Below are 22,014 nucleotides of genomic sequence, written 5' to 3'. Positions count from 1 at the left end.
TGGCTCCTTTTCGCGGTGCGGGTGACGGGAAGACTCTAGATCGACTTGCGCAGGTTCGCCGGCTGGATGTGCATCGCCTCGCGGTACTTTGCTACGGTGCGCCGCGCGACCTGGATGCCCTGTTGCGCGAGGATGTCCGAGATGCGGTGGTCGGAGAGGGGCTTCTTGCCGTCCTCCGCCGCGACGAGCTGCTTGATCAGCGCGCGGATCGCCGTGGCCGAGCAGGCGCCGCCGGTATCCGTGGAGACGTGGCTGCCGAAGAAGTACTTCAGCTCGAAGATGCCGCGCGCGGTCAGCATGTACTTTTGCGTGGTCACGCGCGAGATGGTGGATTCATGCAGGCCGACGGCCTCCGCGATCTCGCGCAGCACCAGCGGGCGCATCGCGACCTCGCCGTGCTCGAAGAAGTTCTTCTGCCTGTCCACGATCGACTGCGTGACTCGCAGGATCGTGTCGAAGCGCTGCTGCACGTTCTTGATGAGCCAGCGCGCTTCCTGGAGCTGGCCGGCCAGATGCTTGGCGCCGTTCTCGCGGGATGCCTGGAGGATATCCGCGTACATCTTGTTCACGCGCAGGCGCGGCATCGCGTCGCGGTTCAGCGCCGCGACCCAGCGCGTGCCGACGCGGCGCACGACGACATCGGGCACCACGTAGCGGATGTCGCCGCTGCCGAAGCTGCGGCCGGGCTTGGGGTCGAGCGAGACGATGAGGGCGCGGATCTCGCGCAGCTCGTCTTCGTCCACGCCCAGCGTGCGCTTGAGGCGATTGAAGTCGCGGGCGGCAAGCACGTCCAGGTGCTTGGCGCAGAGCTCGACCGCGGGCGCGAGGTAGGGCGTGTCGGTGGGCAGCGACTTCAGCTGCAGGGTGAGGCATTCGCTCACGTCGCGCGCCGCGACGCCGGCGGGGTCCATGTTCTGGACGTGCTTCAGCGCGATCGCGATTTCCTCCAGCTCCAGCTCGGCGAATTCGTCGATGGCGTTGTCGAGGAGCTCCTGGAGGGTCTGCTGCAGGTAGCCGTCTTCGTCGATGTTGCCGATGACGAGGGCGGCCAGGCGCTTGTCCCGCTCCGTGAGCGAGGTGAGCGAAAGCTGCTGGGTGAGGTGGTCGTGGAGCGTGACCTCGGCCGCGGCGAATTGCGTGAAGTCCTCGCGGTCGTCGTCGCCGCGGCGCGATCCGCTGCCGCCCATCTCCTCGCCGCCGCCGTTGTCTCGCATGGGCATTTCGTCCATGCGGTCGCTGCGCTCTTCGCGTTCCTCTCGCTCGTGCGCCTCGGCGGCGGGCTCCTCCTGGGCCGAGGAGGTCGGGGAGCCCTCGGGGGCGGCGCCGCGATCGCCGATCACGCTCGTGGGTTCGTCGGGCGCCAGGTCGGCGCGCTCCAGCAGGGGGTTCTCGGCGAGATAGCGCTCGAGCTCCTGGTTCAGCTCCACCGTCGAAAGCTGCAGCAAGCGGATCGACTGCTGCAACTGCGGCGTGAGGGTGAGGTGCTGGCTGAGCTTTAGCTGGAGGCTGTGCTTCATGAGGTGCGAAAGTGCCAGGGGATAACGGGACGTCCGCTACAGGCGGAAATTCTCCCCGAGGTAGACCTTTCGGACAGACTCATTGTAGATGATTTCCTCGGGCTTCCCGAAGGCGAGCACCGACCCCTGGTTGATGATGTAGGCGTGGTCGCAGATGCCGAGCGTCTCGCGCACGTTGTGGTCCGTGATCAGCACGCCGATGCCGCGCTCCTTCAGGAAGCGGATGATCTGCTGGATATCGAGGACCGCGATGGGATCGACGCCCGCGAAGGGCTCGTCGAGCAGGATGAATCTCGGGTTCGTGGCCAGCGCCCGCGCGATCTCCACGCGGCGGCGCTCGCCGCCCGAGAGCGCCGTGGCCGGGCTCGCGCGCAGGTGGCCGACGTGGAGGTCGTCCAGCAATTGCTCGAGACGCGTCTCGATCTCGCCCGCCTCGAGGCCCTGGAGCTCCAGCACCGCCTGGATGTTCTGCGCCACGGTGAGCTTGCGGAAGATCGACGCTTCCTGCGGCAGGTACGAAAGCCCCAGGCGCGAGCGGCGGAAGATCGGCAGGTGCGTGAGGTCTTCCCCATCGAGCATCACCTTGCCGCTGTCGATCGGCACGAGGCCCAGGATCATGTAGAAGCAGGTCGTCTTGCCGGCACCGTTGGGGCCGAGGAGGCCGACGACTTCGCCGCTTTCCACGGTGAGCGACACGTCGGACACGACGCTGCGCTTGCGATAGCTCTTCTTCAGGCCCTCGGCCCGCAGCACCGCGGGCTGCGGCTCGCTCTTCACCAGCGTGAGGTGTTCGCGCAGCGGCGCGGGCGTGGCAGCCATCGTCAATGGGTGGCGGGGCCCGAGTCGGACTTGAGGGTGAGGGGCGACGACGGCTTGGCCTCGCTCTTCGCGTCCTTCCCGTCCTTCGCGTCTTTCTTCTGCGGGACGAGCGTGGCCTTCACTCGCGATCCGGGCGTGCCGGGTTGCGCGGCGCCGACCTCGAAGAGCTCGCGGCTGGTGTCGTAGGTGATGAGGTCGCCGGTGATCTCGCCCTGCACGCTCTTCAGGCGTGCCTTGTCGAAGAGCTTCAACTTCGAGCTCTTGTCGTCGAATTCCGCGCGCGCGGCCCAGCCTTCGATGAAGTCCTCGGCCTTGTCGCGCTTCTGGCGGAAGGTGACGGGCGCGCCGTTGGCGACGTAGAACTTGTTGCGCTCCGCGTCTTCCTTCACCGTGACCTTGTTCGCGGTGATGCGCATCGTGCCCTGCGTGATGACGACGTTGCCGTCGAAGACGGTGACGCGGGCGTTGTCGTCGCCGGTGAGGAGGTCGGCGCCGATGTTGATTTCCTTCTCGCGGTCCGACTTCTCGGCGAGCACGGGCAGCGCGGCAAGCGCCAGCGCGGTGAGCAGGGTGAGGCGAAGCGTGCGCATTGCCGGTCTCCTAGCGGGCTGGAGGCTTGTACGTGGAACGCACCCGGTTCAGCTTCACGGTGCGATCCGTGTTGTTCAGCTCGAGGCCGGCGGCTGTGGCGTGGCCCGAGGGGGATTCCATCCGCACTTCGCTCGAGGTGCGCGCGATGCCTTCGTCCGGGAGCACCAGCAGGTTGTCGGTGAAGATCTTCAGGGGCTCGACGCGCGGCGCCGGTTCGCGGTGCACCACGACGTTGCCTTCGATCCACACCTCGTCGCCGCCCTTCTGCAACCGGCCCCGCTCGGCGGTGATGTTCACGCGCGGCTGCTTCGGTTGGTAAGCGTCGAAATTGAGCGTTTCCAGGAGGGAGGAATCGTCGTCGGGGTAATGTACCATCTTCCGCGCGGTGAGCGTGTAGAGCACCCGCCCGTCCTCGCCGAGCTTGCGCGCATTGAAATTCTCGACGATCAGATCGGGATCGTGACGCAGGTTCCCGTCCGCTTTCGCGGCCGCCGGCTGCACCAGCGCGTTCAGCCACAGCGTGAGCCCCACCAGCAGCGCCAGGACGCCCAGCGGCAGCCATGAGGTGGGACGAAACACGCCGATCATTTTTTCGTTCTTCCTTGCACCAGGTCCGTTCGACCGCGCGCCTCGAGCAGGCGTTCACAGAACTCGCGCACCGCGCCTTCGCCGCCCCGGGATTTCGTAACGAGATGCGCCTGCTTGCGCACGGCCAGCACGCCGTTGGCGGGCGCGACCGCGAGGCCCACGCGCCGCATGACCTCGAGGTCGGGGAGGTCGTCTCCCATGTACGCGCAGGATGCGAGATCGGACTTGTGCGCGCGGAGGATCGTGGCGAGGCGCTTCACCTTGTCCGCGACACCCTGGTGGACAGCGCCCAGGCCCAGCTCCTTCGCGCGCGTGGCGACCATCGCCGACTTGCGACCCGAGAGGATCGCGGTGGCGATGCCGTCCTCGTGGAGCAATTTCAACCCGTGCCCGTCGAGGATGTTGAAGGCCTTCAGCATCTCGCCCGAAGGCCCCATGTAGATCGTGCCGTCGGTGAGCACGCCGTCGACGTCGAAGACGGCGAGCTTGATGGCGCTCGCGCGCTTGGCGAACGACACCTAGACCACGCCCTCGGCGAGCAGGTCGTGGAAGGTGAGCGCGCCCACGAGGCGGCCCTCGCGGTCGGCGACGACGAGCCGGCCACCCATCGGGTTTTCCTCCAGCATGCGCGCGGCCTCGGCGGCCAGCTTCTCGGGCGCGATGGTGCGGGGGTTCTTCGTCATCACGTCGCCCACGCGGAGTGTCTTGATGTGATCGTGCTTCTCGAGGACGCGGCGCAGATCGCCGTCGGTGAAGATCCCGAGCAGCTTGTCGTTCGCGTCAACCACGATCGTCATGCCGATGCCCTTCGCGGTCATCTCGACGATGGCTTGCGGCAGCAGCGCGTCGGGCGCCGTGCGCGGCAAGCGCTCGCCCTTGCGCATGATGTCGGCCACGTGCACCAGCAGGCGCCGGCCGAGCGCGCCGCCGGGATGGTGCAGCGCGAAGTCCTCGCTGCGGAAGCCGCGCGCGTCGAGCAAGGCCATGGCGAGCGCGTCGCCGAGGGCGAGCGTGGCCGTCGTGCTCGCCGTGGGTGCCAACTCGAGCGGGCAGGCCTCGCGCTCGACGGCGACATCGAGGTGGACGTCGGCCTCCATGGCGAGCGCCGAAGCGGGCTTGCCCGTCATCGCGATCACCTTGGCGCCCCTGCGCTTCAGCATCGGCAGGATGGCGAGGATCTCGTTCGACGTGCCCGAGTAGGAGATGGCGATCACCACGTCCTGGTCGGTGATCATGCCCAGGTCGCCATGGCTCGCCTCGGCGGGGTGCACGAAGAAAGCGGGCGTGCCGGTCGAGGCCAGGGTGGCGGCGATCTTGCCCGCGACGTGGCCGCTCTTGCCCATGCCGGTCACGACCACGCGCCCTTTCGTGCCGAGGATGATGCGCAGCGCCTGCATGAACGGCTCGCCGATGCGAGTCTTCAGGCGAGCGACCGCTTCGGCCTCGATGTCGAGGACGTTCTTCGCGAGCTCGATGAAATGCTGCGAGTCCGAGAGGGCGTGGGGATGTAGTACATTCGACATGACCCCCGAATTATAAGTCCATGCACGACGCCCTGCCCGTAGCCGTGATCCTGCTAGGCGCCGCCGTCGCGGTGGTCGTGCTTTTCCGGCGCCTGTCGATCCCGGCCATCCTCGGCTACCTGCTGGTCGGCGCCCTGATCGGGCCCAACGCGTTCGGCGTGGTGGCCGACACCGACAGCCAGCGCGACCTCGCCGAATTCGGCGTCGTCTTCCTGATGTTCTCCGTCGGCCTCGAGTTCAGCTTGCCCCAGCTCATGTCCATGCGCCGGACCGTGTTCGGCTTCGGTGCCTCGCAAGTGGCCGTGGTTATGGCGATCGTGATGGCGATCGCGTACGCGGCGGGCATCGCGTGGCAGACCGGCCTCGTGATCGGCGGCGTGCTCGCCATGAGCTCCACCGCCATCGTCTCCAAGACCCTCTCCGAGACCAACGCGCTGCAGTCCGCCCACGGCCGCCAGATCATGGGCGTGCTGCTGTTCCAGGACCTCGCGGTCATCCCGCTGCTGATCCTGATCCCCGCGCTGGGCTTCCCGCCCGAGGCGCTGGCCCGCGAATCGTTGATCGCCGCGATCAAGGCGGCGGTGGTCCTGGTGATCGTGCTCGCCGTGGGCCAGCGCATCATGCGGCCGCTCTTCAACCTCGTGGCGCGCCAGAAGTCCTCGGAGCTCTTCGTCCTCTTCGTGCTGTTCGTGGCGCTGGGCCTCGCCTTCGTGACGCAATTGGCCGGTCTTTCCCTCGCGCTGGGCGCGTTCCTCGCCGGCATGCTCATCTCGGAGACGGAGTACCGCTACCAGGTGGAGGACTACATCCAGCCGTTCCGTGACGTGCTGCTGGGCCTCTTCTTCGTGACCATCGGCATGCTGCTCGACGTGTTCGCCGTGATGGAGCACTTCCTCGCGGTGATCGCGGTCCTCGTCCTGCTGCTCGGGATGAAGTTCGTCATCGTGTTCTGGCTCGGGCGTGTCTTCGGCAACGAGCGGCCCACCGCACTGCGCACGGCGTTGGCCCTGGCGCCCGCGGGCGAGTTCGGCTTCGTGCTGCTGGCCCTCGCGCAGAAGACCGACCGCTTCGACAACGGGCCCCTGCAAGTGGTGCTCGCCGCTTCGCTGCTGTCGATGCTCGTGACGCCGCTGCTGCTCTCGCGCATGGAGCGCATCGTGCTGTACTTCGTCGAGAGCGAATGGACGCAGCGCGCCGTGGCGCTCCACCAGCTCGCGGTGAAGGCGATGGCCCAGCGCGGCCACGTGATCATCTGCGGCTACGGGCGCAGCGGCCAGGCGCTGGCGCGCTTCCTCGAGCGCGAGAAGGTGCCCGTGATCGCCCTCGATTCCGACCCCGAGCGCGTGCGCCAGGCCGCGGCGGCGGGCGATTCCGTTGTCTACGGCGATGCGAGCCGGCGCGAGGTGCTGTCCGCCGCCGCGATCTCGCGGGCGAGCGCCGTCGTCGTGAGCTTCGCCGACACGCACAAGGCGCTGGGCATCCTCGCGCACGTGCGCGACATGCGCCCCGAGCTGCCCGTCGTCGTGCGCACCTTCGACGACACGGACGTGAGGAAGCTCAAGGACGCCGGGGCCGCCGAGATCGTGGCCGAGGTCGTCGAGGGCTCGCTCATGCTCTCCACGCAGACGATGCTGCAGATCGGCATCTCGCTCGACGTGGTGCAGTCCCGGCTGAAGGAGGCGCGCGAGGAGCGCTACCGCCTGCTGCCCGGCTTCTTCCATGGCGCCACGGACGACGGGACCTCGGGGCAGGCGCGCCTGCGCACGATGGTGGTGGGACCGGACGCTGCCTGCGAAGGCAAGACGCTCGCGACGCTGAACCTCACGATGCTGGGCGTCACCGTCACCGCGATCCGACGTCCCAACGCCGGCAACGTGGATGTCGCCGGCGACATACGGCTCAAGGAAGGCGACGTGCTGGTGCTGCTGGGCTCGCAGGAGGATCTCGCGAAGGCGGAGATCCGGCTGCTCCAGGGATAGCTGGAAAGCAAACGGCCCGCGCGAGGCGGGCCGTCGGCGTGATGCGTAGTTCGATCAGAACGCGAGGCAGACCTGGTAGACCTCGTCGTCCGTAACGGCGGTCGTGCCGGTCTCGGGAAGCGACGCCGTGGCGTTCGCGGTTCCCACGCGGACAGAACCGGTGTTGGTGTGGCCGTCGTCGATCTGCAGGTCGATCTGCTTCGCGAACTTGCCGCGCACGCCCTTCGAGCACAGGTAGTAGCTGCCGTTGAAGTTCGCGTCCGTGAAGGGTTTGTCGCTGCTCACGCCGATGCGGCCACCGTCGGTATTCGTCGGCAATCCGGCGGCCGCAGCCGTGTCACCCGTGGCCAGACCAGCCAGTCGCACGTGCTGCCAGAAAAGCGCGGACTCGGCCGTGGTCGACGTCGAGTCCCAGTCGCCTTCGATGCGGCCGTTACCCGCGGTGCCGCTGCCGCACGTACCGCTGTTGGTCGCGCCCGTGCCCACATGCGCTTGGGCATTGCAGTCGTCGCCGGGGATCGCCCGGTACTTGTCCTGGTACGCGTAGATGTAGACCGGGACATTGCGGAAATCGTTGGCGAGGGACTTCGCCTTGGCGCTGTTGATGAGCTCCTGGCCCTTGAGGATGCCGCCGAGCAGCAGCCCGATGATCACGAGGACGATCGCGATCTCGACGAGGGTGAAGCCGGATTGTTGTGATCTCATGGTTTTCTCCAGATGTGAGCGATTCTGACGCAGGATACTGAGCAAGCGCTGTGCCACTCGTTACAATTTGTTCCTTATCAACCACTTAAGCCAATATCGCCCCGTTTCGCGCCGGCCGGGATCCGGTGAAGTGTCGGCTTCGCGGACAGCACCTGTCCGGCATCCCGACACTCCGCTATTCTCGCCGCTGCCGCCAGCCAGATCCCCTTGCAGCCCACGACGAATTCCTTCCCCGCGCGCCTGAGTGCCGCCCTGCTCCGGGCGCGGCCCTGGATCGTGCTCGCGATGCTCCTGGCGCTCCACGCGGGGCTCCTCGCTCCGGTGGGCAGCGCTTTCCAGCGTGTCTGGCTGATGGTGCACTTCGGCCTCTTCCTGCTGTGGCAGCCGTTCTTCGCCACCGAGCGCGAGCTGAAGGTCTTCACGATCGTGATGCTGATGACGCTCACGGCGGCGATCCTCTGGTTCCTCTCGGGATGGATGATCGTTTCGTGGATGGTGTTGATGCTGGGCGTGCTGGGCGGGCGAGTCTTCACCGCGAAGCGCGCGGGCGCCAGCCGCCTCTACTTCCTGGTCGCGTTCTCGTACCTGCTCGCGATGCTGCTGCTATGGGCAGTGCCGACGCTCCTGCTGCCGCAGCATCCGATACCAGGGCCAGTGTCCCTCCTCGCGCGCGCGATCCTGCCGTTGCTCCTCCTGCTGCTCGCGCTGCTGCCCGGCGACTCGGAGGACGAGCCGGTGCAGGTGTTCGATTTCTTCTACGCCGTGTTCGTGTTCCAGCTCGTCGTGGTGCTGGTGCTGGGATCGCTCGCGCTGATGCGCTTCACCGACGACCGCTATTTCCCCTCGGTGGCGCTCACGATGTTCTCCTTCGGCGTCGCGCTCTTCGTGCTCGCCGTGCTGTGGAGCCCGCGCTCGGGCTTCGGCGGGCTGCGCACGTACTTCTCGCGCTACCTGCTGTCGGTGGGCATGCCCTTCGAGCTGTGGATGCGCCGCGTGGCCGAGCTGGCCGAAGCCGAGACGCAGGCGGGGCGCTTCCTCGAGGAGGCGCTGAAGGAGATCGCCACCTTCCCGTGGATGCGCGGCGGGCTCTGGAAGTCCGAGGACGGCGAGGGAAAGTTCGGTGAAACGGAGGGCCATGCCGCCACGTTCACGGAGCACGGCCTCGAGCTCACCTTCTACACCAACGTCCCGCTCTCGCCCGCCCTCTTCCTGCACGTGCGGCTGCTGGCGCAAGTGGTCGGCGAGTTCTACGAGGGCAAGCGGCGCGAGACGACGCTGAAGCGCAACGCCTACCTCGAGGCCGTGCACGAGACGGGAGCCCGCCTCACGCACGACATCAAGAACCTGCTGCAGTCCCTGTATGCGCTCACCTCTGCCGCGCCGAGCGGGAGCGACAATGCGGACGAGTACAACAGCCTGCTGCAACGCCAGTTGCCGCAGCTCACGCATCGCCTGCACGCGACCCTCGAGCAGCTGCGCGCGCCCGATGTCGCGACGCACGATCCGGAGGTCGATGCTGCGGAGTGGTGGGAGGACGTGAGGCGCCGCTTCGCCGGGGGCGACATCACATTCGAAGGTCCCGGAGGCGGCGGAGTGCTGCTGCCACCGGCTCTCTTCGACAGCGTGCTCGACAACTGCATCGACAATGCGCGCGCGAAAGTGGCGCGCGAGCCCGGCACGCGGATCACGATCGTGCTCTCGGTCGGCAAGGGCGGCGCGGTGCTGGACGTGCGCGATACGGGCAGCGCCATTCCCGATGCCGTGGCCACGAAGCTGATGCGTGAGCCTCTCGCGCGGCCGCGTGGCGAAGGGCTTTCCATCGGGCTCTACCAGGCGGCGCGCCAGGCCGTGGCGCTGGGCTACCGGATCGACCTCGCCTCGAACTCCGACGGCGCGGTGTGCTTCCGCCTCAGGGCCTCACGCTGAGGCAAGCACCGCCAGCGTTTCGTCCAGACCCTGCTCCCACGGCTCGAGCGCGATCCTGAAGGTTTCCTGCAGTTTCGCGTTCGACAGGCGCGAGTTCGCTGGGCGCTTCACCGGCGTCGGGTATTCGGAGCTCGGGATCGGAACGACTCGCGGCGCACGGAAACCCGGATTGATCTTCCCCCAGCGCTCGTAGATCTCGCGCGTGAAGTCGAACCACGTCACGTCGCCTGCGGCGCTGCAGTGATACACGCCGGTCGCCGAGCGCAATTTATCGGCGGGCTGCGCCAGCAGCGCTTGGGTCGCCCGAGCCAATTGCAGAGCTGATGTAGGTGCTCCTCGCTGGTCGTCGACGACACGCACTTCCTCGCGCGTCTTCGCGGCATTCAGCATGGTCAGCAGAAAGTTCTTTCCGCGTGGGCCGTACACCCAGCTCGTGCGCAGGATCACGTGCGGAACACCGGACGCCGCCAGCGCTCGTTCACCGGTGAGCTTCGACGCACCATAGACACTGACAGGACTAGTCGGATCGCTCTCGACGTAGGGCGTGGCCTTCGTCCCGTCGAATACATAGTCGGTCGAAAAATGGATCACCACGGCACCCACGTGCTTCGCGGCAATCCCGATGGCACCAGGAGCAACGCTGTTCGCCGCGAGCGCGGCCTGCGTATCGGTCTCAGCGCGATCCACGGCGGTGTACGCGCCGGCATTCACGATCACGTCGGGCCGCGTCTCGGCAACCACCGCCGCGATGCGCGCAGGATCCGCGAGATCGAGGCTCGCGCGGTCGTGCGCGATCACTTCCCAACTTCCCCGAAGCTGCGCGGCGACCGCAGCGCCGACCTGCCCGGCCGCTCCGGTCACCAGGACCCGGTTCACGGGTAGGTCTCGGCCTGCGAGAGCGGAGTGCCGGCGAGGTCGTTGGGCTTCAGCTGCGGGGCGCCGTCGAGCGGCCAACCGATCGCGAGCGCGGGATCGTTCCACAGCAGCGAGCGCTCGTGCTTCGGGGCGTAATAGTCGGTCGTCTTGTAGAGGAAGTCCGCGCTGTCGGAGGTCACCAGGAAGCCGTGGGCAAAACCGGCCGGCACCCAGAGCATGCGTTTGTTCTCTTCCGAGAGCGTGACGCCCAGGCTCTTGCCGAACGTGGACGACGAGCGCCGAAGGTCCACCACCGCATCGAAGACCTCGCCGTGCGCGACTCGCACCAGCTTTCCTTGCGCCTGCTCGATCTGGTAGTGCAGCCCGCGCAGCACGCCCTTCACCGAGCGTGAGTGGTTGTCCTGCACGAAGTGCACCGGGTGGCCCACCGCCTCGCCGAACGCACGCTCGTTCCAGCTCTCCATGAAGAAGCCGCGCGCGTCGCCGAAGACCTTGGGCTCGAGGATCAGTACTTCGGGGATCGCCGTGCGGATCACGTTCATGCGCGGCCCCTAGAACACGCGGTCGCGCAGGATCTCGAGCAGGTATTCCCCGTACGAGTTCTTGCGCATCGGCGCGGCGAGCTTCTCGAGCTGCCCGGCGTCGATGTAGCCCATGCGGTAGGCGATCTCTTCCGGGCACGCGATCTTCAGGCCCTGCCGGCGCTCGATCGTCTCGATGAAGTGCGCGGCCTCGAGCAAGCTCTCGTGCGTTCCGGTATCAAGCCACGCGCTGCCACGTCCCATCACCTCGACCGCGAGCGCGTTTCGCTTCAGGTACTCGCGGTTCACGTCGGTGATCTCGAGCTCGCCGCGCGGCGACGGCTTCAGGTTCGCCGCGATGTCGACGACCGCGTTGTCGTAGAAGTAGAGGCCCGTCACCGCGTAGCGCGACTTGGGCGACTTGGGCTTCTCCTCGATGCTGACCGCCGTGCCCTTGGCATCGAACTCCACCACGCCGTAGCGCTCGGGGTCCTTCACCGGGTAGGCGAATACGGAGGCCCCCTTCTCGGTGGCGCTCGCGCGCATCAGCGAATCGCCGAGATCGTGGCCGTGGAAGATGTTGTCGCCGAGGATCAGGCACGAGGGCCCGGAGCCGACGAAGTCGCGGCCGATGATGAACGCCTGTGCCAGGCCCTCGGGCTTCGGCTGCACGGCGTACGAGAGATTCAGGCCCCACTCGCGGCCGTCGCCCAGCAGCTCCGCGAAGCGCGGCGTGTCCTGCGGCGTGGAGATGACGAGGATGTCGCGGATGCCGGAGAGCATCAGCGTGGACAGCGGGTAGTACACCATCGGCTTGTCGTACACCGGCAGCAGCTGCTTGGAGACGACGCGCGTCGCGGGATACAGGCGCGTGCCGGACCCGCCGGCGAGGATGATGCCCTTGCGCTTCATGAGGCCGGCCTTTCCGCGTAGTTCTTCTCGATCCAGCGGCGGTACTCGCCGCTCCTCACCTGCGCCACCCAGTCGGCGTGCCCCAGGTACCAGCGCACCGTCTTCGCGAGCCCGGACTCGAACGACTCACGCGGGCGCCATCCGAGCGCGCCCTGGATCTTGCGGCTGTCGATGGCGTAGCGCCGGTCGTGGCCGGGACGGTCGGTGACGAATTGAATGAGCGCGCGATGGCCGCCGGATCTCGGTCGCTCCGCATCGAGGATGTCGCACAGCGTGTGCACCACCTCGAGGTTCCTGCGCTCGGCGTTGCCGCCGACGTTGTAGACCTCGCCCAGGGCGCCGCGCTCGAGCACGAGCCGGATGGCCTCGCAGTGGTCGGCGACGTAGAGCCAGTCGCGCACCTGGCGGCCGTCGCCGTACACCGGCAGGGGCTTGCCTTCGAGCGCGTTGGCGATCATCAGCGGGATCAGCTTCTCGGGGAACTGGAACGGGCCGTAGTTGTTCGAGCAGTTGGTCGTCACGACCGGAAGGCCGTACGTGTGGTGATAGGCGCGCACCAGGTGATCGGAACCGGCCTTCGATGCGGAGTACGGGCTGTTCGGGGCGTATGCGGTCGTCTCGGAGAACGCGGGGTCGTCCTCGCCGAGCGAGCCGTACACCTCGTCCGTGGAGACGTGCAGGAAGCGGAACGCCGCCTTCGCCGCCGGCTCGAGCGAGCCCCAGTACGAACGCACGGCTTCCAGCAGCGTGAAGGTGCCGACGACGTTGGTCTGGATGAAATCCGCCGGACCGTGAATGGAGCGGTCGACGTGGCTCTCGGCCGCGAAGTGCACGACGGCGCGCGGAGCGTGCGCCTTCAGCAGCGCGTCCATCGCCGCTCGGTCGCCGATGTCGCCGCGGACGAAGCGGTGGCGCTCGTCGGCTCGAAGGGATTCGAGGTTCGCGAGGTTGCCCGCATAGGTGAGCTTGTCGAGGTTCACGACCGGCTCGTCCGTGCCGGCGAGCCAGCCGGCCACGAAGTTCGAGCCGATGAAGCCCGCGCCGCCCGTCACGAGGATTGTCATCGCGAGGCTTTCTGCAGCTCGAGGAGCTTCAAGTACTTCTGGAAGGTGTTGTTGCAGCCGATGGCGACGTGCGCGAAGCCCGCCGCGCCGTCGAGGAAGCCGAGCTTGAAGAAATAGAACTTGATGAAGCGCACCAGCGGGTTCACCACGAGGCGCCAGCCCGAGACGCGCACGCCCTGCTTGAAGAGGGCCTCGGCGTGCAGCGTGGTGTAGCGATTCTGCTTGGTGAGGTACATCGCGATGTCTTCCGCGGAGTCGTGCAGCAGGTCGCCGGAGAGGCGGCCCACCTGCACGGTGGTGAGCACGGCCTCGTGCACCTCGTCGTTCGACCAGCTCGCGTGCGAGCGGTGGAAGAGCCGCAGCGACCAGTCGGGATAGCCCTCGCCGTGCGCGAGCCACACGCCGAGGAAGCGGTTGCGGCGCGCGACGCGGTAGGCGTTGTGCTTCGGCGTGGCGAAGACCTCGCGGATGGAGGCGGCGAGCGCTTCGGTCACGCGCTCGTCGACATCGAGGCACAGCACCCAGTCGTGCTTGGCCGACTGCACGGCGAACTGCTTCTGGCGGCCGAATCCCAGCCACCCGTGCTCGATCACGCGCGCGCCCTCGCGCGTCGCGAGCGCGACGGTGCCGTCGCGCGAGCCCGAATCGACAACGAGAACCTCGTCCGCGAAGCGCACGGATGCGAGGCACTCGCCGATCTGCGCTTCGGCATCGCGCGCGATGATGGCGACGGTGAGGGGAAGTTTGTCCATGGGCAAAGCGGGCTATTTTACAATGCCCCATGGCCGGGACCCGCGTGCTCTTCGTGAAGCTCTCCTCGCTGGGCGACGTGATCCATCACCTCCCCGCGGTCACGGACCTCTGCGCCCGGCGTCCGGAGGTCCGGATCCACTGGGCCGTCGAGGAGGCGTACGCCGATCTCGTACGCCTGCACCCGGCGATCGAGCAGGCCATCGCGGTGCCGTTGCGGCGCATTCGCAGCCACCTGGCCTCGCGGAGCGCCTGGCACGATCTCTCGGCCGCGCGCCGCAACCTCGGCCGCCATCCCTACGACTACGTCATCGACACGCAGGGCCTGCTGAAGAGCGCATTGGTGGCACGCCTCGCGCATGGGGCGCGTTTCGGCTTCGACCGGGCGAGCGCTCGCGAGAAGATCGCCGCCCGCTTCTACGACCAGGCGCTGCCCGTGGCGAGGGACCAGCACGCGGTCGAGCGCAACCGCCGCCTCGTGGCCGACGTGTTCGGCTACGAGGTCGACACCTTGCCCGACTACGGCATCGCGCCCCCGCCCTCCGCGCCGTCGTGGGCGCCGCCGCGCTACTACGTGGCGCTCCACGCGACCAGCCGGGCCGACAAGCACTGGCCCGAGGCGCACTGGATCGAGCTCGCGAAGCGGCTCGCGGCGCAGGGGCTCGTGGCCGTGTATCCGGGCGGCTCCGCGGCTGAACGCAACGCCGCGGCACGGTTGGCCCAACAATCCCCCGGCGCGATGCTGGCCCCGCCGATGTCGCTCGTCGAGGCGGCTGCATTGCTTTCCCAGGCGGATGGCGTCGTGGGCGTCGATACCGGCCTCACGCACCTTGCCGTCGCCCTGGACGTGCCTACGCTGGGGATCTACACCGCGACCGATCCCGCCCTCACCGGGCTGCACGGCGGCCCCAAGGCCGTGAACCTGGGCGGCAAGGGGCTGGTGCCGAGCGTGGACGAGGTCGAGCGAGCCCTCGGCTACGGATCCGCGCCGGAGGCAGAGCCCGAAGCTTCGTCCGAATCCGCGCCGGTCGACCCGGACCCCGCCGCGGGATGAGCCACCCGCTCTATACGCTCGCGTGGTGGTTGCTCGCGCCCCTCGCGGTCCTGCGCCTCGCGTGGCGCTCGCACAAGCAGCCCGGGTACCTCGAAAGGCTCGGCGAGCGCTACGGGCGCTACCGCAAGGTGACCCACGCCACGCGCATCTGGATCCACGCGGTGTCCGTGGGCGAGACGCGCGCCGCGGCGATCCTGGTCGATGCGCTCGCCGTGCGTTTTCCGGGTCACCGAATCCTGCTCACGCACATGACGCCCACCGGGCGCGCCACCGGCGTCGAGCTCTTCGGCGGTCGCGTCGATCGGGCCTGGCTGCCGTACGACCTGGGCTTCGCCACGCGCCGTTTCTTCGCGCATTTCCGCCCCGAGTTCGGCGTGATCCTCGAGACCGAGCTCTGGCCGCGCCTGCTCGAATCGGCCGCCGAGGCGGACGTACCCGTGTTCCTCGCCAATGCGCGCCTCTCCGAGCGCTCGGCCCGGCGCTACGCGAGCTTCCCGCGGCTCACGACATGGGCACTCGGGAACCTCGGCGGCATCGCGGCGCAATCGCAAGCCGATGCCGACCGCTTCACCGCGCTGGGAGCCCCCGCGCCCGAGGTGACCGGCAACATCAAGTTCGACCTCGACGTGCCCGTTGAGATGGTGGATCGCGGCCGGGCTTTTCGCGAGCGCCTCGGCGATCGGCGCGTCTGCGTGGTGGGGAGCACGCGCGATGGAGAGGAAGCGTTGGTGCTCGACGCCTGGGCCGCCGCCGCTCCGCCCGCCGACGCGTTGCTGGTGATCGTGCCGCGCCATCCGCACCGGTTCGACGAGGTCGCCGCACTCGCCACCGCCCGCGGCTTCGCGACGCAGCGCCGCAGCGCGGACGAAGCCCTGGCGCCCGAGACGCGCGTACTCATCGGCGATTCGATGGGCGAGATGCTCGCGTACTACGCGGCCGCGGACGTCGTCGTGATGGGCGGAAGCCTGCTCGACTTCGGCAGCCAGAACCTGATCGAGGCATGCGCGCTCGGCAAGCCCGTGGTGGTGGGTCCGTCGACGCACAACTTCGAGGAAGCATCGAAGAGCGCGATCGCCGCGGGCGGCGCCCTGCGCGCGCGCGACGCGGCGGCAGCGATGGGAGAGGCGATCGCGTTGCTGGACGACCCGCCGCGCCGCCTCGCGATGGGCGAGGCGGCACTCGCCTTCGCACAGTCGAATCGCGGGGCCGTGGAGCGGCTTGCGGAGTGGATCGAGGAGCGCCTCGCGGCCGCGAGGCGTCCCGTCGTGGGCTAGTTGCGCCCGAGCGTGCGGTTCACGGACTCGAGGTCGGGCTCGGTCAAGCGCCCGGCGGCGGCCTTCAGCCGCAGCGTGTTCATCAGGTAGAGATAGCGTCCCGCCTGCAGGTCGCGGCGGGACTGGAACACCTGCTGCTGGGCGTTCAGCACGTCCACGCTCGTCCGCACGCCGACGTCACGGCCCAGGACGGTGGAGTCGAGCTGGCTCTGCGTCGAGGCGACGGCGCGCTCGATCGCCTGCACGGCGGCGATGCCGTTGGTGACGTTCAGGAACTGCGTGCGCGTGAGCTGGATCACCGAGCGGCGCGTGTTCTCGAGGTCCTGGTCCGCCTTGTCGCGCAGCGCCACCGCCTCGCGCACGCGCGACGTCGTGAGGCCGCCTTCGAAGATCGGCACGCCGAGCACGATGCCGACCGCGCCGGCCCGCCCGTTGGGCGAGATGCCGTCCAGGCCGCGGATGCCCGACGGGTCCTTCGCGATGCCGTACGTGACGGAGAAATCGAGCGTCGGCAGGTAGCCCGCCTTGGCGCGGTCGACTTCCTGCTTGGCCGCCTCGGAGAAGGCTTGCGCCCCGAGGATCGTGAGGCTCGATTCCTCGGCCGCCTTGGTCCACGCGTCGATGTTGTTCGGCTCGGGGGTCACGAGTGCCAGCGGCTCCTTCAGAGGAACCACGCCGTCGATGGGCTTGCCGACCAGCTGCTCCAGCGCCCGGCGCTTCACCTCGAGGTCGTTGATGTTGACGATCTCCTGCGCGACCGTCTGGTCGTAGCGCGCCTGGGCTTCCAGCGTGTCCACGATGGTGGCGGTGCCGACCTCGAAGTTGCGCTTGGCCTGGGCGAGCTGCTGGGAGAAGGCTTCCTTCTGCGCGTTCGACAGCAGGACGGTGTCCTGGGCGAGCAGCACGTCGAAGTACGCCTGCGCCGTGCGGATGATCAATTCCTGGTTCGCGTCGCCGAGGCGCGCGTCGGCCTGGATCACGATCTTCTCGGCCTGCGAGATGGCGATCCAGTTCGGCAGCCGGAAGATCGGCTGCGAGAGGGAGAGCGAAGCCCCCTGCGTCGTGTAGTCGTAGTCCGCGAGGCCGCTGCGCTCGGTGTAGTTGCGGAACACCGAGGCGCTGCCCGTGATGAGCGGGAGGTACTGCGAGCGCGCCTGGGGCAGGCGCTCGATGGTGGCGTTGCGCTGCGAGCGCTGGGCCTGGAACACCGGATCGCTCACCAGCGCATCGCGGTAGATGTTGAGCAGGTCCGCGGCGGCCGCCGGCACGGCGGCCACGGCCAGGGCGATCGCGGCGAGGAGTTGCTTGGGCTTCATCGTCATTCGGTTTTCCGTTCTTCCTTCCCGTCCAGCCGGGTTGGATGTCCCGGCGGTGCTTTTCGGATTTAATGACCCGCGGTCAGTTACGCAAGGGGATTGTACCCCGGGCTTTTCCGGGCGGGTGCCTTCAATCCCATTCCCGTCAGAACCGGAATCGTTCCGGCTGCAGCGCGTGCTGCAGGGGCCGGAGCATCGTCTCGAACAGGGTGACCGTCTGCAGCTCCCCGCGGGCCCCCTGGCGGACGAGGGTCGCCTTCATCACCGGGGCGTCGCCGGTCACGGCGAAGAGCCGCCCGCCGGGATTCAGCCGGTCGGTGAAGGCCTGGGGCAGCACCGGCGTGGAGCCGGTGAGCACGATCACGTCGTACGACTGCTCGCCGAGCGGGGCGCGGGCGCTGTCCCCGATGAGCAGGGTCACGTTGCCCACGCCCTCGGCCTGCAGGGCGGCACGGGCGCCTTCGCCCAGCGCGGGATCGATCTCGGCGCTGGTCACATGTTTCGCGCGGCGTGCGAGCAAGGCGGCGAGATACCCGCTGCCGGTCCCCACCTCGTAGACGGTGTCCGTGGGCCGGATGCCGAGCTCCTGGACCACGCGCGCCTCGACCTTGGGCTGCCACATCGCCTCGCCGCCGCCGATGGGGATCTCGAGGTCGGCGAACGCGAGGTCGCGATGCTCGGGCGCCACGAAGCCCTCCCGCTTCACCTCGCCCAGGAGCTTGAGCACGTCCGTGTCGAGCACGTCCCAGGGACGGATCTGCTGCTCGATCATGTTGAAGCGCGCCTGTTCGATGTTCATGGTCGTCTCGCGAAAGGGGTTGGATTATAGCGCGGGGGGCTTGCCGTTCCGTCTCAATCCAGCGTCCGGTTGTAACGGCGCATGGCGGCGATGGAGACCACCGTGAGGATCAGCGCCAGGGGCCAGACGCTGGGCAGGATGTCGGTGGCGGTGCTCCCCTTCAGCAGGATGCCGCGCACGATGCGCAGGAAATGCGTGAGCGGGAACACCTCGCCCAGCCACTGGGCCCACACCGGCATGCCGCGGAACGGGAACATGAATCCCGACAGCAGGATGGAGGGCAGGAAGAAGAACATCGTCATCTGCATCGCCTGCATCTGGCTCTTGGCGATCGTGGAGAAGGTGAAGCCGATCGCGAGGTTGGCGGCGATGAAGAGCACGACCACGCCCGTGAGCAGCGTGAGGCTTCCCACCATGGGGATCTGGAACAGGAACTTCGCCGCGAGCAGGATCACCGCCACCTGCACGTACCCGACGAGGATATAGGGGACGATCTTGCCCAGCATCACCTCGAAGGGTGAGACGGGAGTCGCGAGCAGGTTTTCCATCGTGCCGCGCTCGCGCTCGCGGGTCATGGCGATGGAGGTCATCATGATCATCGTCATCGTGAGGACCACGCCCATCAGGCCCGGGACGATGTTGTATTGCGTGATCCCCTCCGGGTTGTAGCGACGGTGCACGCGCACTTCGAAGGCGGCGGGGACAGCCTTCTGTGCCGCGAGCGAACCGGTGAGGTCGTTGTCGAGCGCGTGGAGGTTCAATGCCGTGAGCGCCGAGACCGCCGGGCCGGTGGCGGCAGGATCGCTCGCGTCGGCCTCCACCAAGAGGACGGGCCGATCGCCACGCTGGATGCCGCGCGAGAAATCCTCGGGGATGTGGATCACGAACTGCACCTGGCCCGTCGCGACCAGCGCATCGGCCTCGTCGACGGTGCGCGGCTGCGCGACCACGCGGTAGTAGTCGGTGTTCTCCAGGGCCTGCACGAAGCTGCGCGCGAACGGGCTCGACTCGGCGCTCACCACGGCGGTGGGCAGGCGCTTGGGGTCGGAGTTGATCGCGTAGCCGAAGAGCACGAGCTGCATGATCGGCACGCCGATCATCATCGCGAAGGTGAGGCGGTCCCTTCGCATCTGCACGAATTCCTTGATGAGGACGGCCAGGAAGCGGTGCCAGGTGAGCATGATCGTCAGGCCTTCGGCTGGTTCGTGCGCATCATGTGGATGAAGACGTCCTCGAGGCTCGACTCGACTTCGCGGACGGTGAGCCCGGGGCGCTTCGCCACGCCCTCGAGCGTCGCCTTCAGCGCCGCGGCGTCGGTGCCGCTCACGTGCAGGCGGTTGCCGAACGGCACGGCCATCTCCACGCCAGGGCTCTTCTCGATCTCGTGGGTGAGCGCGAAGAGTGCTTCGGCATCGGCGCTTTCGATCTCCCACGTCGCGAGCCCCGCCTCGGCGACCACCTCGGGAATCGTGCCGTGGGTGAGCAGCTTGCCGTAGGCGATGTAGGCGAGCTCGTGGCAGCGCTCGGCCTCGTCCATGTAGTGCGTGGAGACGAGCACGGTCATGCCCTCGCCGGCGAGGCGGTGGATCTGGTCCCAGAAGTCGCGCCGCGCCCCGGGGTCCACGCCCGCGGTGGGCTCGTCGAGCAGGAGCAGCTGCGGGTCGTGCAGCAGGCACGCGGCGAGCGCCAGGCGCTGCTTCCAGCCGCCGGAGAGCGTGCCCGCGAGCTGCGCCTTGCGCGACGTGAGGCCCAGGCGCTCGATCGTCTCGACCACGCGGCGCGGTCGGTCGGCGACGTCGTACATGCGCGCGACGAAGTCCAGGTTCTCCTCGATCGAGAGGTCCTCGTAGAGGCTGAACTTCTGCGTCATGTAGCCCACCTCGCGCTTGATCTTCGCGCTCTCGGTGAGGATGTCGTAGCCCAGGCACGTGCCCTGCCCTTCGTCGGGCGTGAGCAGGCCGCAGAGCATGCGGATGGTCGTGGTCTTGCCGCTGCCGTTGGGGCCGAGGAAGCCGTAGATCTGGCCGCGCATCACCTGCAGCGCGAAGTGGTCGACGACCGTCTTCTCGCCGAAGCGCTTGGTGAGCCCCGAGACGTCGATGACGACCTCGTTCGCGGGCTTCGACTGCAACCGGGCGTTCACTTGAGGACCACGTCAACCGGCTGTCCCGGGTGGAGCTTCACCGCGTCTTCCTTCGACGGGCGAGCCTCGACGAGGAAGACCAGCTTCGCGCGGCTATCGCGGCTGTAGATCACCGGCGGCGTGAACTCGGCCTGGGGCGCGACGAAGGAGACCTTCGCGGGGATCGTCGCCGAGCAGCCGTCGCAGCTGAGCTCGACAGCCTGGCCGACCTTCACCGCACCGAGGCGCGGCTCGGGGACGAAGAAGCGCACCTTCACGTTTTCAGGCGGAAGGATCGCGACGATCGGTGCGCCGGCCGCGACCCACTCGCCCTGCACGAAATTGGTGTCGGTCACGACGCCGTTCACGGTGGAGGCGACGGTCTTCTGGCGCAGGCGCCAGTCGGCCTGGTCGAGGGAGGCCCGCGCGGCGCGCACTTCGGATTCGGCGGCGCGGACCTGATCGGCGCGCCCGCCCAGCCCCGCGGTGACGATCTGGGCGTCGAGCTCGCGCACGCGCTGGGCGCTGCTGTCGCGAGTCGTGCGAGCCTCGTCGAGCTTCTGCGGCGAGAGGAAGCCCTTCTTCACCAGGTCCTCGGCGCGCACGTATTCCTTCACGGCGAAGGCGGCGGCGCTCTGCGCCTGCGCGAGCTGTGCCTTCAGCGCTTCCATCTCGCTGGGACGCACACCCTTCAGCAGGTTGTCGCGCTGGGCTTCGGCCTGGCGCACGCGGTCTTCCGCTTCGCGGCGTCCCGCGGCTTCGTTCTCCTGCTCGAGCGCGAAGAGAGGTGCGCCCGGGGTGACCGACGCGCCGCGCGCGACTCTGAGCTGGACCAGGTTGCCGGCGAAGGGCGCGGCCACGCGGACGTAATCGCCCTCGGCGTAGCCCTGCAGCGATCCGTTGTCCTTGGCGCCGCAACCGGCGATCACCACGGCGGCGAGGAGGGAAAAGGCGGTTCTCATGACGTGCCTTTCTTTTTCTTGCTGGCTTTCGGAGCGGCCTTGCGGGTCGCGGGAAGGGGAGTGCCGAGCGCGTGCAGCACGAGCTCGATGCGCTCGTCGACGGCCGCCGCGGAAAGCACGGCGGCTTCCAGCGAACGCTTGCGCGGCGCCGGCAACATTCCCGAATCGACGACCGTACCCACGGCGATCAACGGCAGCGAGATGGCGCCGGCGCAGAACGCCATCGCCTGCGGAAGCGGCATGGCGCGAAGCGCACCCGCCTGCTGAGCCGCCGCGATGATCTGGCCCACGCGCTCGAGGTGGCGCGGGAAGTTCGCGGCGAAGAAGCTGCGCGCGACCGGGTCGTGCGCCATGCAGTCGGCCAGCAACCGGGCGATGAAGCCCCGGTGCTCGCGCGACCAGTGGCCCAGCGCCTTCAGGGCGTGGCGCAGCAGGTCGGTGTGCGAGAAGTCGCGCGCGAGCTGCTCCGTCACGACGGGCAGGCGCGAGAACATGTCCTCGTAGTTCGCCTCCAGGACGGCGCGCAGGAACGCTTCGCGCGTCTTGAAGTGGTAGTGGAACATGCCGATGTTGACGCCGGCCGCGTCGGCCACCTGCCGGATCGTAAGGCCGGCGCACCCGGTGGACGGGTAGAGCGCCTGGCCCGCGGCGATCAGCGCGCGGTCGAGGTTGCGGGAGGGCCTGGCCATGGTTTTCCGGGTCGGTTGCGTCGTCGA

Annotated in this window: 22 protein-coding genes; 4 read left to right on the top strand and 18 right to left on the bottom strand. The window is 68.2% G+C overall.

The window, feature by feature from the left end; all coding sequences use genetic code 11:
- Nucleotides 1-35 precede the first annotated feature (35 nt).
- The 6 genes from DSM104443_RS00360 to DSM104443_RS00335 are packed head-to-tail and all read right to left on the bottom strand — an operon-like array spanning nucleotide 36 to nucleotide 5,038.
- Nucleotides 36-1,517, bottom strand: a complete 1,482-nt coding sequence (locus DSM104443_RS00360; protein WP_171088740.1) for an RNA polymerase factor sigma-54 — start codon at nucleotides 1,515-1,517, stop codon at nucleotides 36-38.
- Nucleotides 1,518-1,553: 36 nt separating this feature from the next.
- Complete coding sequence (lptB, locus tag DSM104443_RS00355; protein ID WP_171088739.1) at nucleotides 1,554-2,336, bottom strand: LPS export ABC transporter ATP-binding protein; 783 nt, start codon at nucleotides 2,334-2,336, stop codon at nucleotides 1,554-1,556.
- Between the two features lie 2 nt (nucleotides 2,337-2,338).
- Nucleotides 2,339-2,926 carry a lipopolysaccharide transport periplasmic protein LptA gene (lptA, locus tag DSM104443_RS00350; protein ID WP_171088738.1) on the bottom strand — a complete coding sequence of 196 codons (588 nt, stop codon included), beginning with the start codon at nucleotides 2,924-2,926 and terminating at the stop codon, nucleotides 2,339-2,341.
- A 10-nt stretch (nucleotides 2,927-2,936) separates the two neighbouring features.
- A complete protein-coding gene (gene lptC, locus DSM104443_RS00345; protein WP_171088737.1) occupies nucleotides 2,937-3,506 on the bottom strand; it encodes an LPS export ABC transporter periplasmic protein LptC in 570 nt (189 codons plus the stop codon).
- Nucleotides 3,507-3,511: 5 nt separating this feature from the next.
- Nucleotides 3,512-4,033, bottom strand: a complete 522-nt coding sequence (locus DSM104443_RS00340; protein ID WP_171088736.1) for a KdsC family phosphatase — start codon at nucleotides 4,031-4,033, stop codon at nucleotides 3,512-3,514.
- Nucleotides 4,034-5,038: a KpsF/GutQ family sugar-phosphate isomerase gene (locus DSM104443_RS00335; RefSeq protein WP_171088735.1), complete on the bottom strand. Its 1,005-nt coding sequence runs from the start codon at nucleotides 5,036-5,038 to the stop codon at nucleotides 4,034-4,036. It abuts the gene before it with no gap.
- 20 nt (nucleotides 5,039-5,058) lie between these two features.
- Between DSM104443_RS00335 and DSM104443_RS00330 the strand changes: the two genes are divergently transcribed.
- Entirely contained in the window at nucleotides 5,059-7,017 is a 1,959-nt protein-coding gene (locus DSM104443_RS00330; protein ID WP_171088734.1) for a monovalent cation:proton antiporter family protein, read from the top strand.
- 54 nt (nucleotides 7,018-7,071) lie between these two features.
- Here DSM104443_RS00330 and DSM104443_RS00325 read toward each other — a convergent pair whose 3' ends face one another.
- Nucleotides 7,072-7,722, bottom strand: coding sequence for a prepilin-type N-terminal cleavage/methylation domain-containing protein (locus tag DSM104443_RS00325; protein ID WP_171088733.1), 651 nt, complete (start codon nucleotides 7,720-7,722; stop codon nucleotides 7,072-7,074).
- A 207-nt stretch (nucleotides 7,723-7,929) separates the two neighbouring features.
- Here DSM104443_RS00325 and DSM104443_RS00320 point away from each other — a divergent pair, with 207 nt between their 5' ends.
- A complete protein-coding gene (locus DSM104443_RS00320) occupies nucleotides 7,930-9,648 on the top strand; it encodes a sensor histidine kinase (RefSeq protein WP_171088732.1) in 1,719 nt (572 codons plus the stop codon).
- Here the strand turns inward: DSM104443_RS00320 and rfbD are convergent.
- Genes rfbD through DSM104443_RS00295 form a run of 5 tightly spaced genes read right to left on the bottom strand, consistent with a single transcriptional unit; the run spans nucleotide 9,640 to nucleotide 13,773 of the window.
- Nucleotides 9,640-10,524, bottom strand: coding sequence for a dTDP-4-dehydrorhamnose reductase (gene rfbD, locus DSM104443_RS00315; RefSeq protein WP_171088731.1), 885 nt, complete (start codon nucleotides 10,522-10,524; stop codon nucleotides 9,640-9,642). The two genes, DSM104443_RS00320 and rfbD, sit on opposite strands and share 9 nt — an antisense overlap.
- A complete protein-coding gene (gene rfbC, locus DSM104443_RS00310) occupies nucleotides 10,521-11,066 on the bottom strand; it encodes a dTDP-4-dehydrorhamnose 3,5-epimerase (RefSeq protein WP_171088730.1) in 546 nt (181 codons plus the stop codon). Before rfbC ends, rfbD begins: the two co-directional genes overlap by 4 nt.
- A gap of 9 nt (nucleotides 11,067-11,075) precedes the next feature.
- On the bottom strand, nucleotides 11,076-11,957 hold the full coding sequence (gene rfbA / locus DSM104443_RS00305; protein WP_171088729.1) for a glucose-1-phosphate thymidylyltransferase RfbA: 882 nt from the start codon (nucleotides 11,955-11,957) through the stop codon (nucleotides 11,076-11,078).
- The gene (gene rfbB, locus DSM104443_RS00300; protein WP_171088728.1) at nucleotides 11,954-13,021 is read right to left on the bottom strand and encodes a dTDP-glucose 4,6-dehydratase; all 1,068 of its coding nucleotides are present in this window, start codon (nucleotides 13,019-13,021) and stop codon (nucleotides 11,954-11,956) included. Before rfbB ends, rfbA begins: the two co-directional genes overlap by 4 nt.
- Nucleotides 13,018-13,773 (bottom strand): glycosyltransferase family 2 protein, encoded by a 756-nt coding sequence (locus tag DSM104443_RS00295; protein WP_171088727.1) that lies wholly within the window; start codon nucleotides 13,771-13,773, stop codon nucleotides 13,018-13,020. Before DSM104443_RS00295 ends, rfbB begins: the two co-directional genes overlap by 4 nt.
- A gap of 29 nt (nucleotides 13,774-13,802) precedes the next feature.
- On the opposite strand from DSM104443_RS00295, the gene waaC reads away from it, so the two are divergent.
- Both waaC and waaA read left to right on the top strand, forming a co-directional pair.
- Nucleotides 13,803-14,825 (top strand): lipopolysaccharide heptosyltransferase I, encoded by a 1,023-nt coding sequence (waaC, locus tag DSM104443_RS00290; protein ID WP_171088726.1) that lies wholly within the window; start codon nucleotides 13,803-13,805, stop codon nucleotides 14,823-14,825.
- Nucleotides 14,822-16,099, top strand: coding sequence for a lipid IV(A) 3-deoxy-D-manno-octulosonic acid transferase (waaA, locus tag DSM104443_RS00285; protein ID WP_171088725.1), 1,278 nt, complete (start codon nucleotides 14,822-14,824; stop codon nucleotides 16,097-16,099). Before waaC ends, waaA begins: the two co-directional genes overlap by 4 nt.
- Here waaA and DSM104443_RS00280 read toward each other — a convergent pair.
- The 6 genes from DSM104443_RS00280 to DSM104443_RS00255 all read right to left on the bottom strand — a co-directional run bounded on the left by DSM104443_RS00280 (nucleotide 16,096) and on the right by DSM104443_RS00255 (nucleotide 21,987).
- Nucleotides 16,096-17,421, bottom strand: a complete 1,326-nt coding sequence (locus DSM104443_RS00280) for a TolC family outer membrane protein (protein WP_171088724.1) — start codon at nucleotides 17,419-17,421, stop codon at nucleotides 16,096-16,098. The two genes, waaA and DSM104443_RS00280, sit on opposite strands and share 4 nt — an antisense overlap.
- Before the next feature lie 139 nt (nucleotides 17,422-17,560).
- Nucleotides 17,561-18,214 (bottom strand): protein-L-isoaspartate O-methyltransferase family protein, encoded by a 654-nt coding sequence (locus DSM104443_RS00275; RefSeq protein ID WP_171088723.1) that lies wholly within the window; start codon nucleotides 18,212-18,214, stop codon nucleotides 17,561-17,563.
- 53 nt (nucleotides 18,215-18,267) lie between these two features.
- Nucleotides 18,268-19,395: an ABC transporter permease gene (locus DSM104443_RS00270; protein WP_171088722.1), complete on the bottom strand. Its 1,128-nt coding sequence runs from the start codon at nucleotides 19,393-19,395 to the stop codon at nucleotides 18,268-18,270.
- 5 nt (nucleotides 19,396-19,400) lie between these two features.
- Nucleotides 19,401-20,357 carry an ABC transporter ATP-binding protein gene (locus tag DSM104443_RS00265; RefSeq protein ID WP_246232424.1) on the bottom strand — a complete coding sequence of 319 codons (957 nt, stop codon included), beginning with the start codon at nucleotides 20,355-20,357 and terminating at the stop codon, nucleotides 19,401-19,403.
- Complete coding sequence (locus DSM104443_RS00260; RefSeq protein ID WP_171088721.1) at nucleotides 20,354-21,298, bottom strand: HlyD family secretion protein; 945 nt, start codon at nucleotides 21,296-21,298, stop codon at nucleotides 20,354-20,356. The genes DSM104443_RS00265 and DSM104443_RS00260 overlap by 4 nt, the downstream gene beginning before the upstream one ends.
- Nucleotides 21,295-21,987 carry a TetR/AcrR family transcriptional regulator gene (locus DSM104443_RS00255; protein ID WP_171088720.1) on the bottom strand — a complete coding sequence of 231 codons (693 nt, stop codon included), beginning with the start codon at nucleotides 21,985-21,987 and terminating at the stop codon, nucleotides 21,295-21,297. Before DSM104443_RS00255 ends, DSM104443_RS00260 begins: the two co-directional genes overlap by 4 nt.
- Between the last annotated feature and the right edge of the window lie 27 nt (nucleotides 21,988-22,014).

Source organism: Usitatibacter rugosus, assembly GCF_013003965.1.
Classification (GTDB): domain Bacteria; phylum Pseudomonadota; class Gammaproteobacteria; order Burkholderiales; family Usitatibacteraceae; genus Usitatibacter; species Usitatibacter rugosus.
The sequence above is the reverse complement of the archived record's forward strand: the minus strand, read 5'-3'. Positions and strand labels throughout refer to the sequence as shown.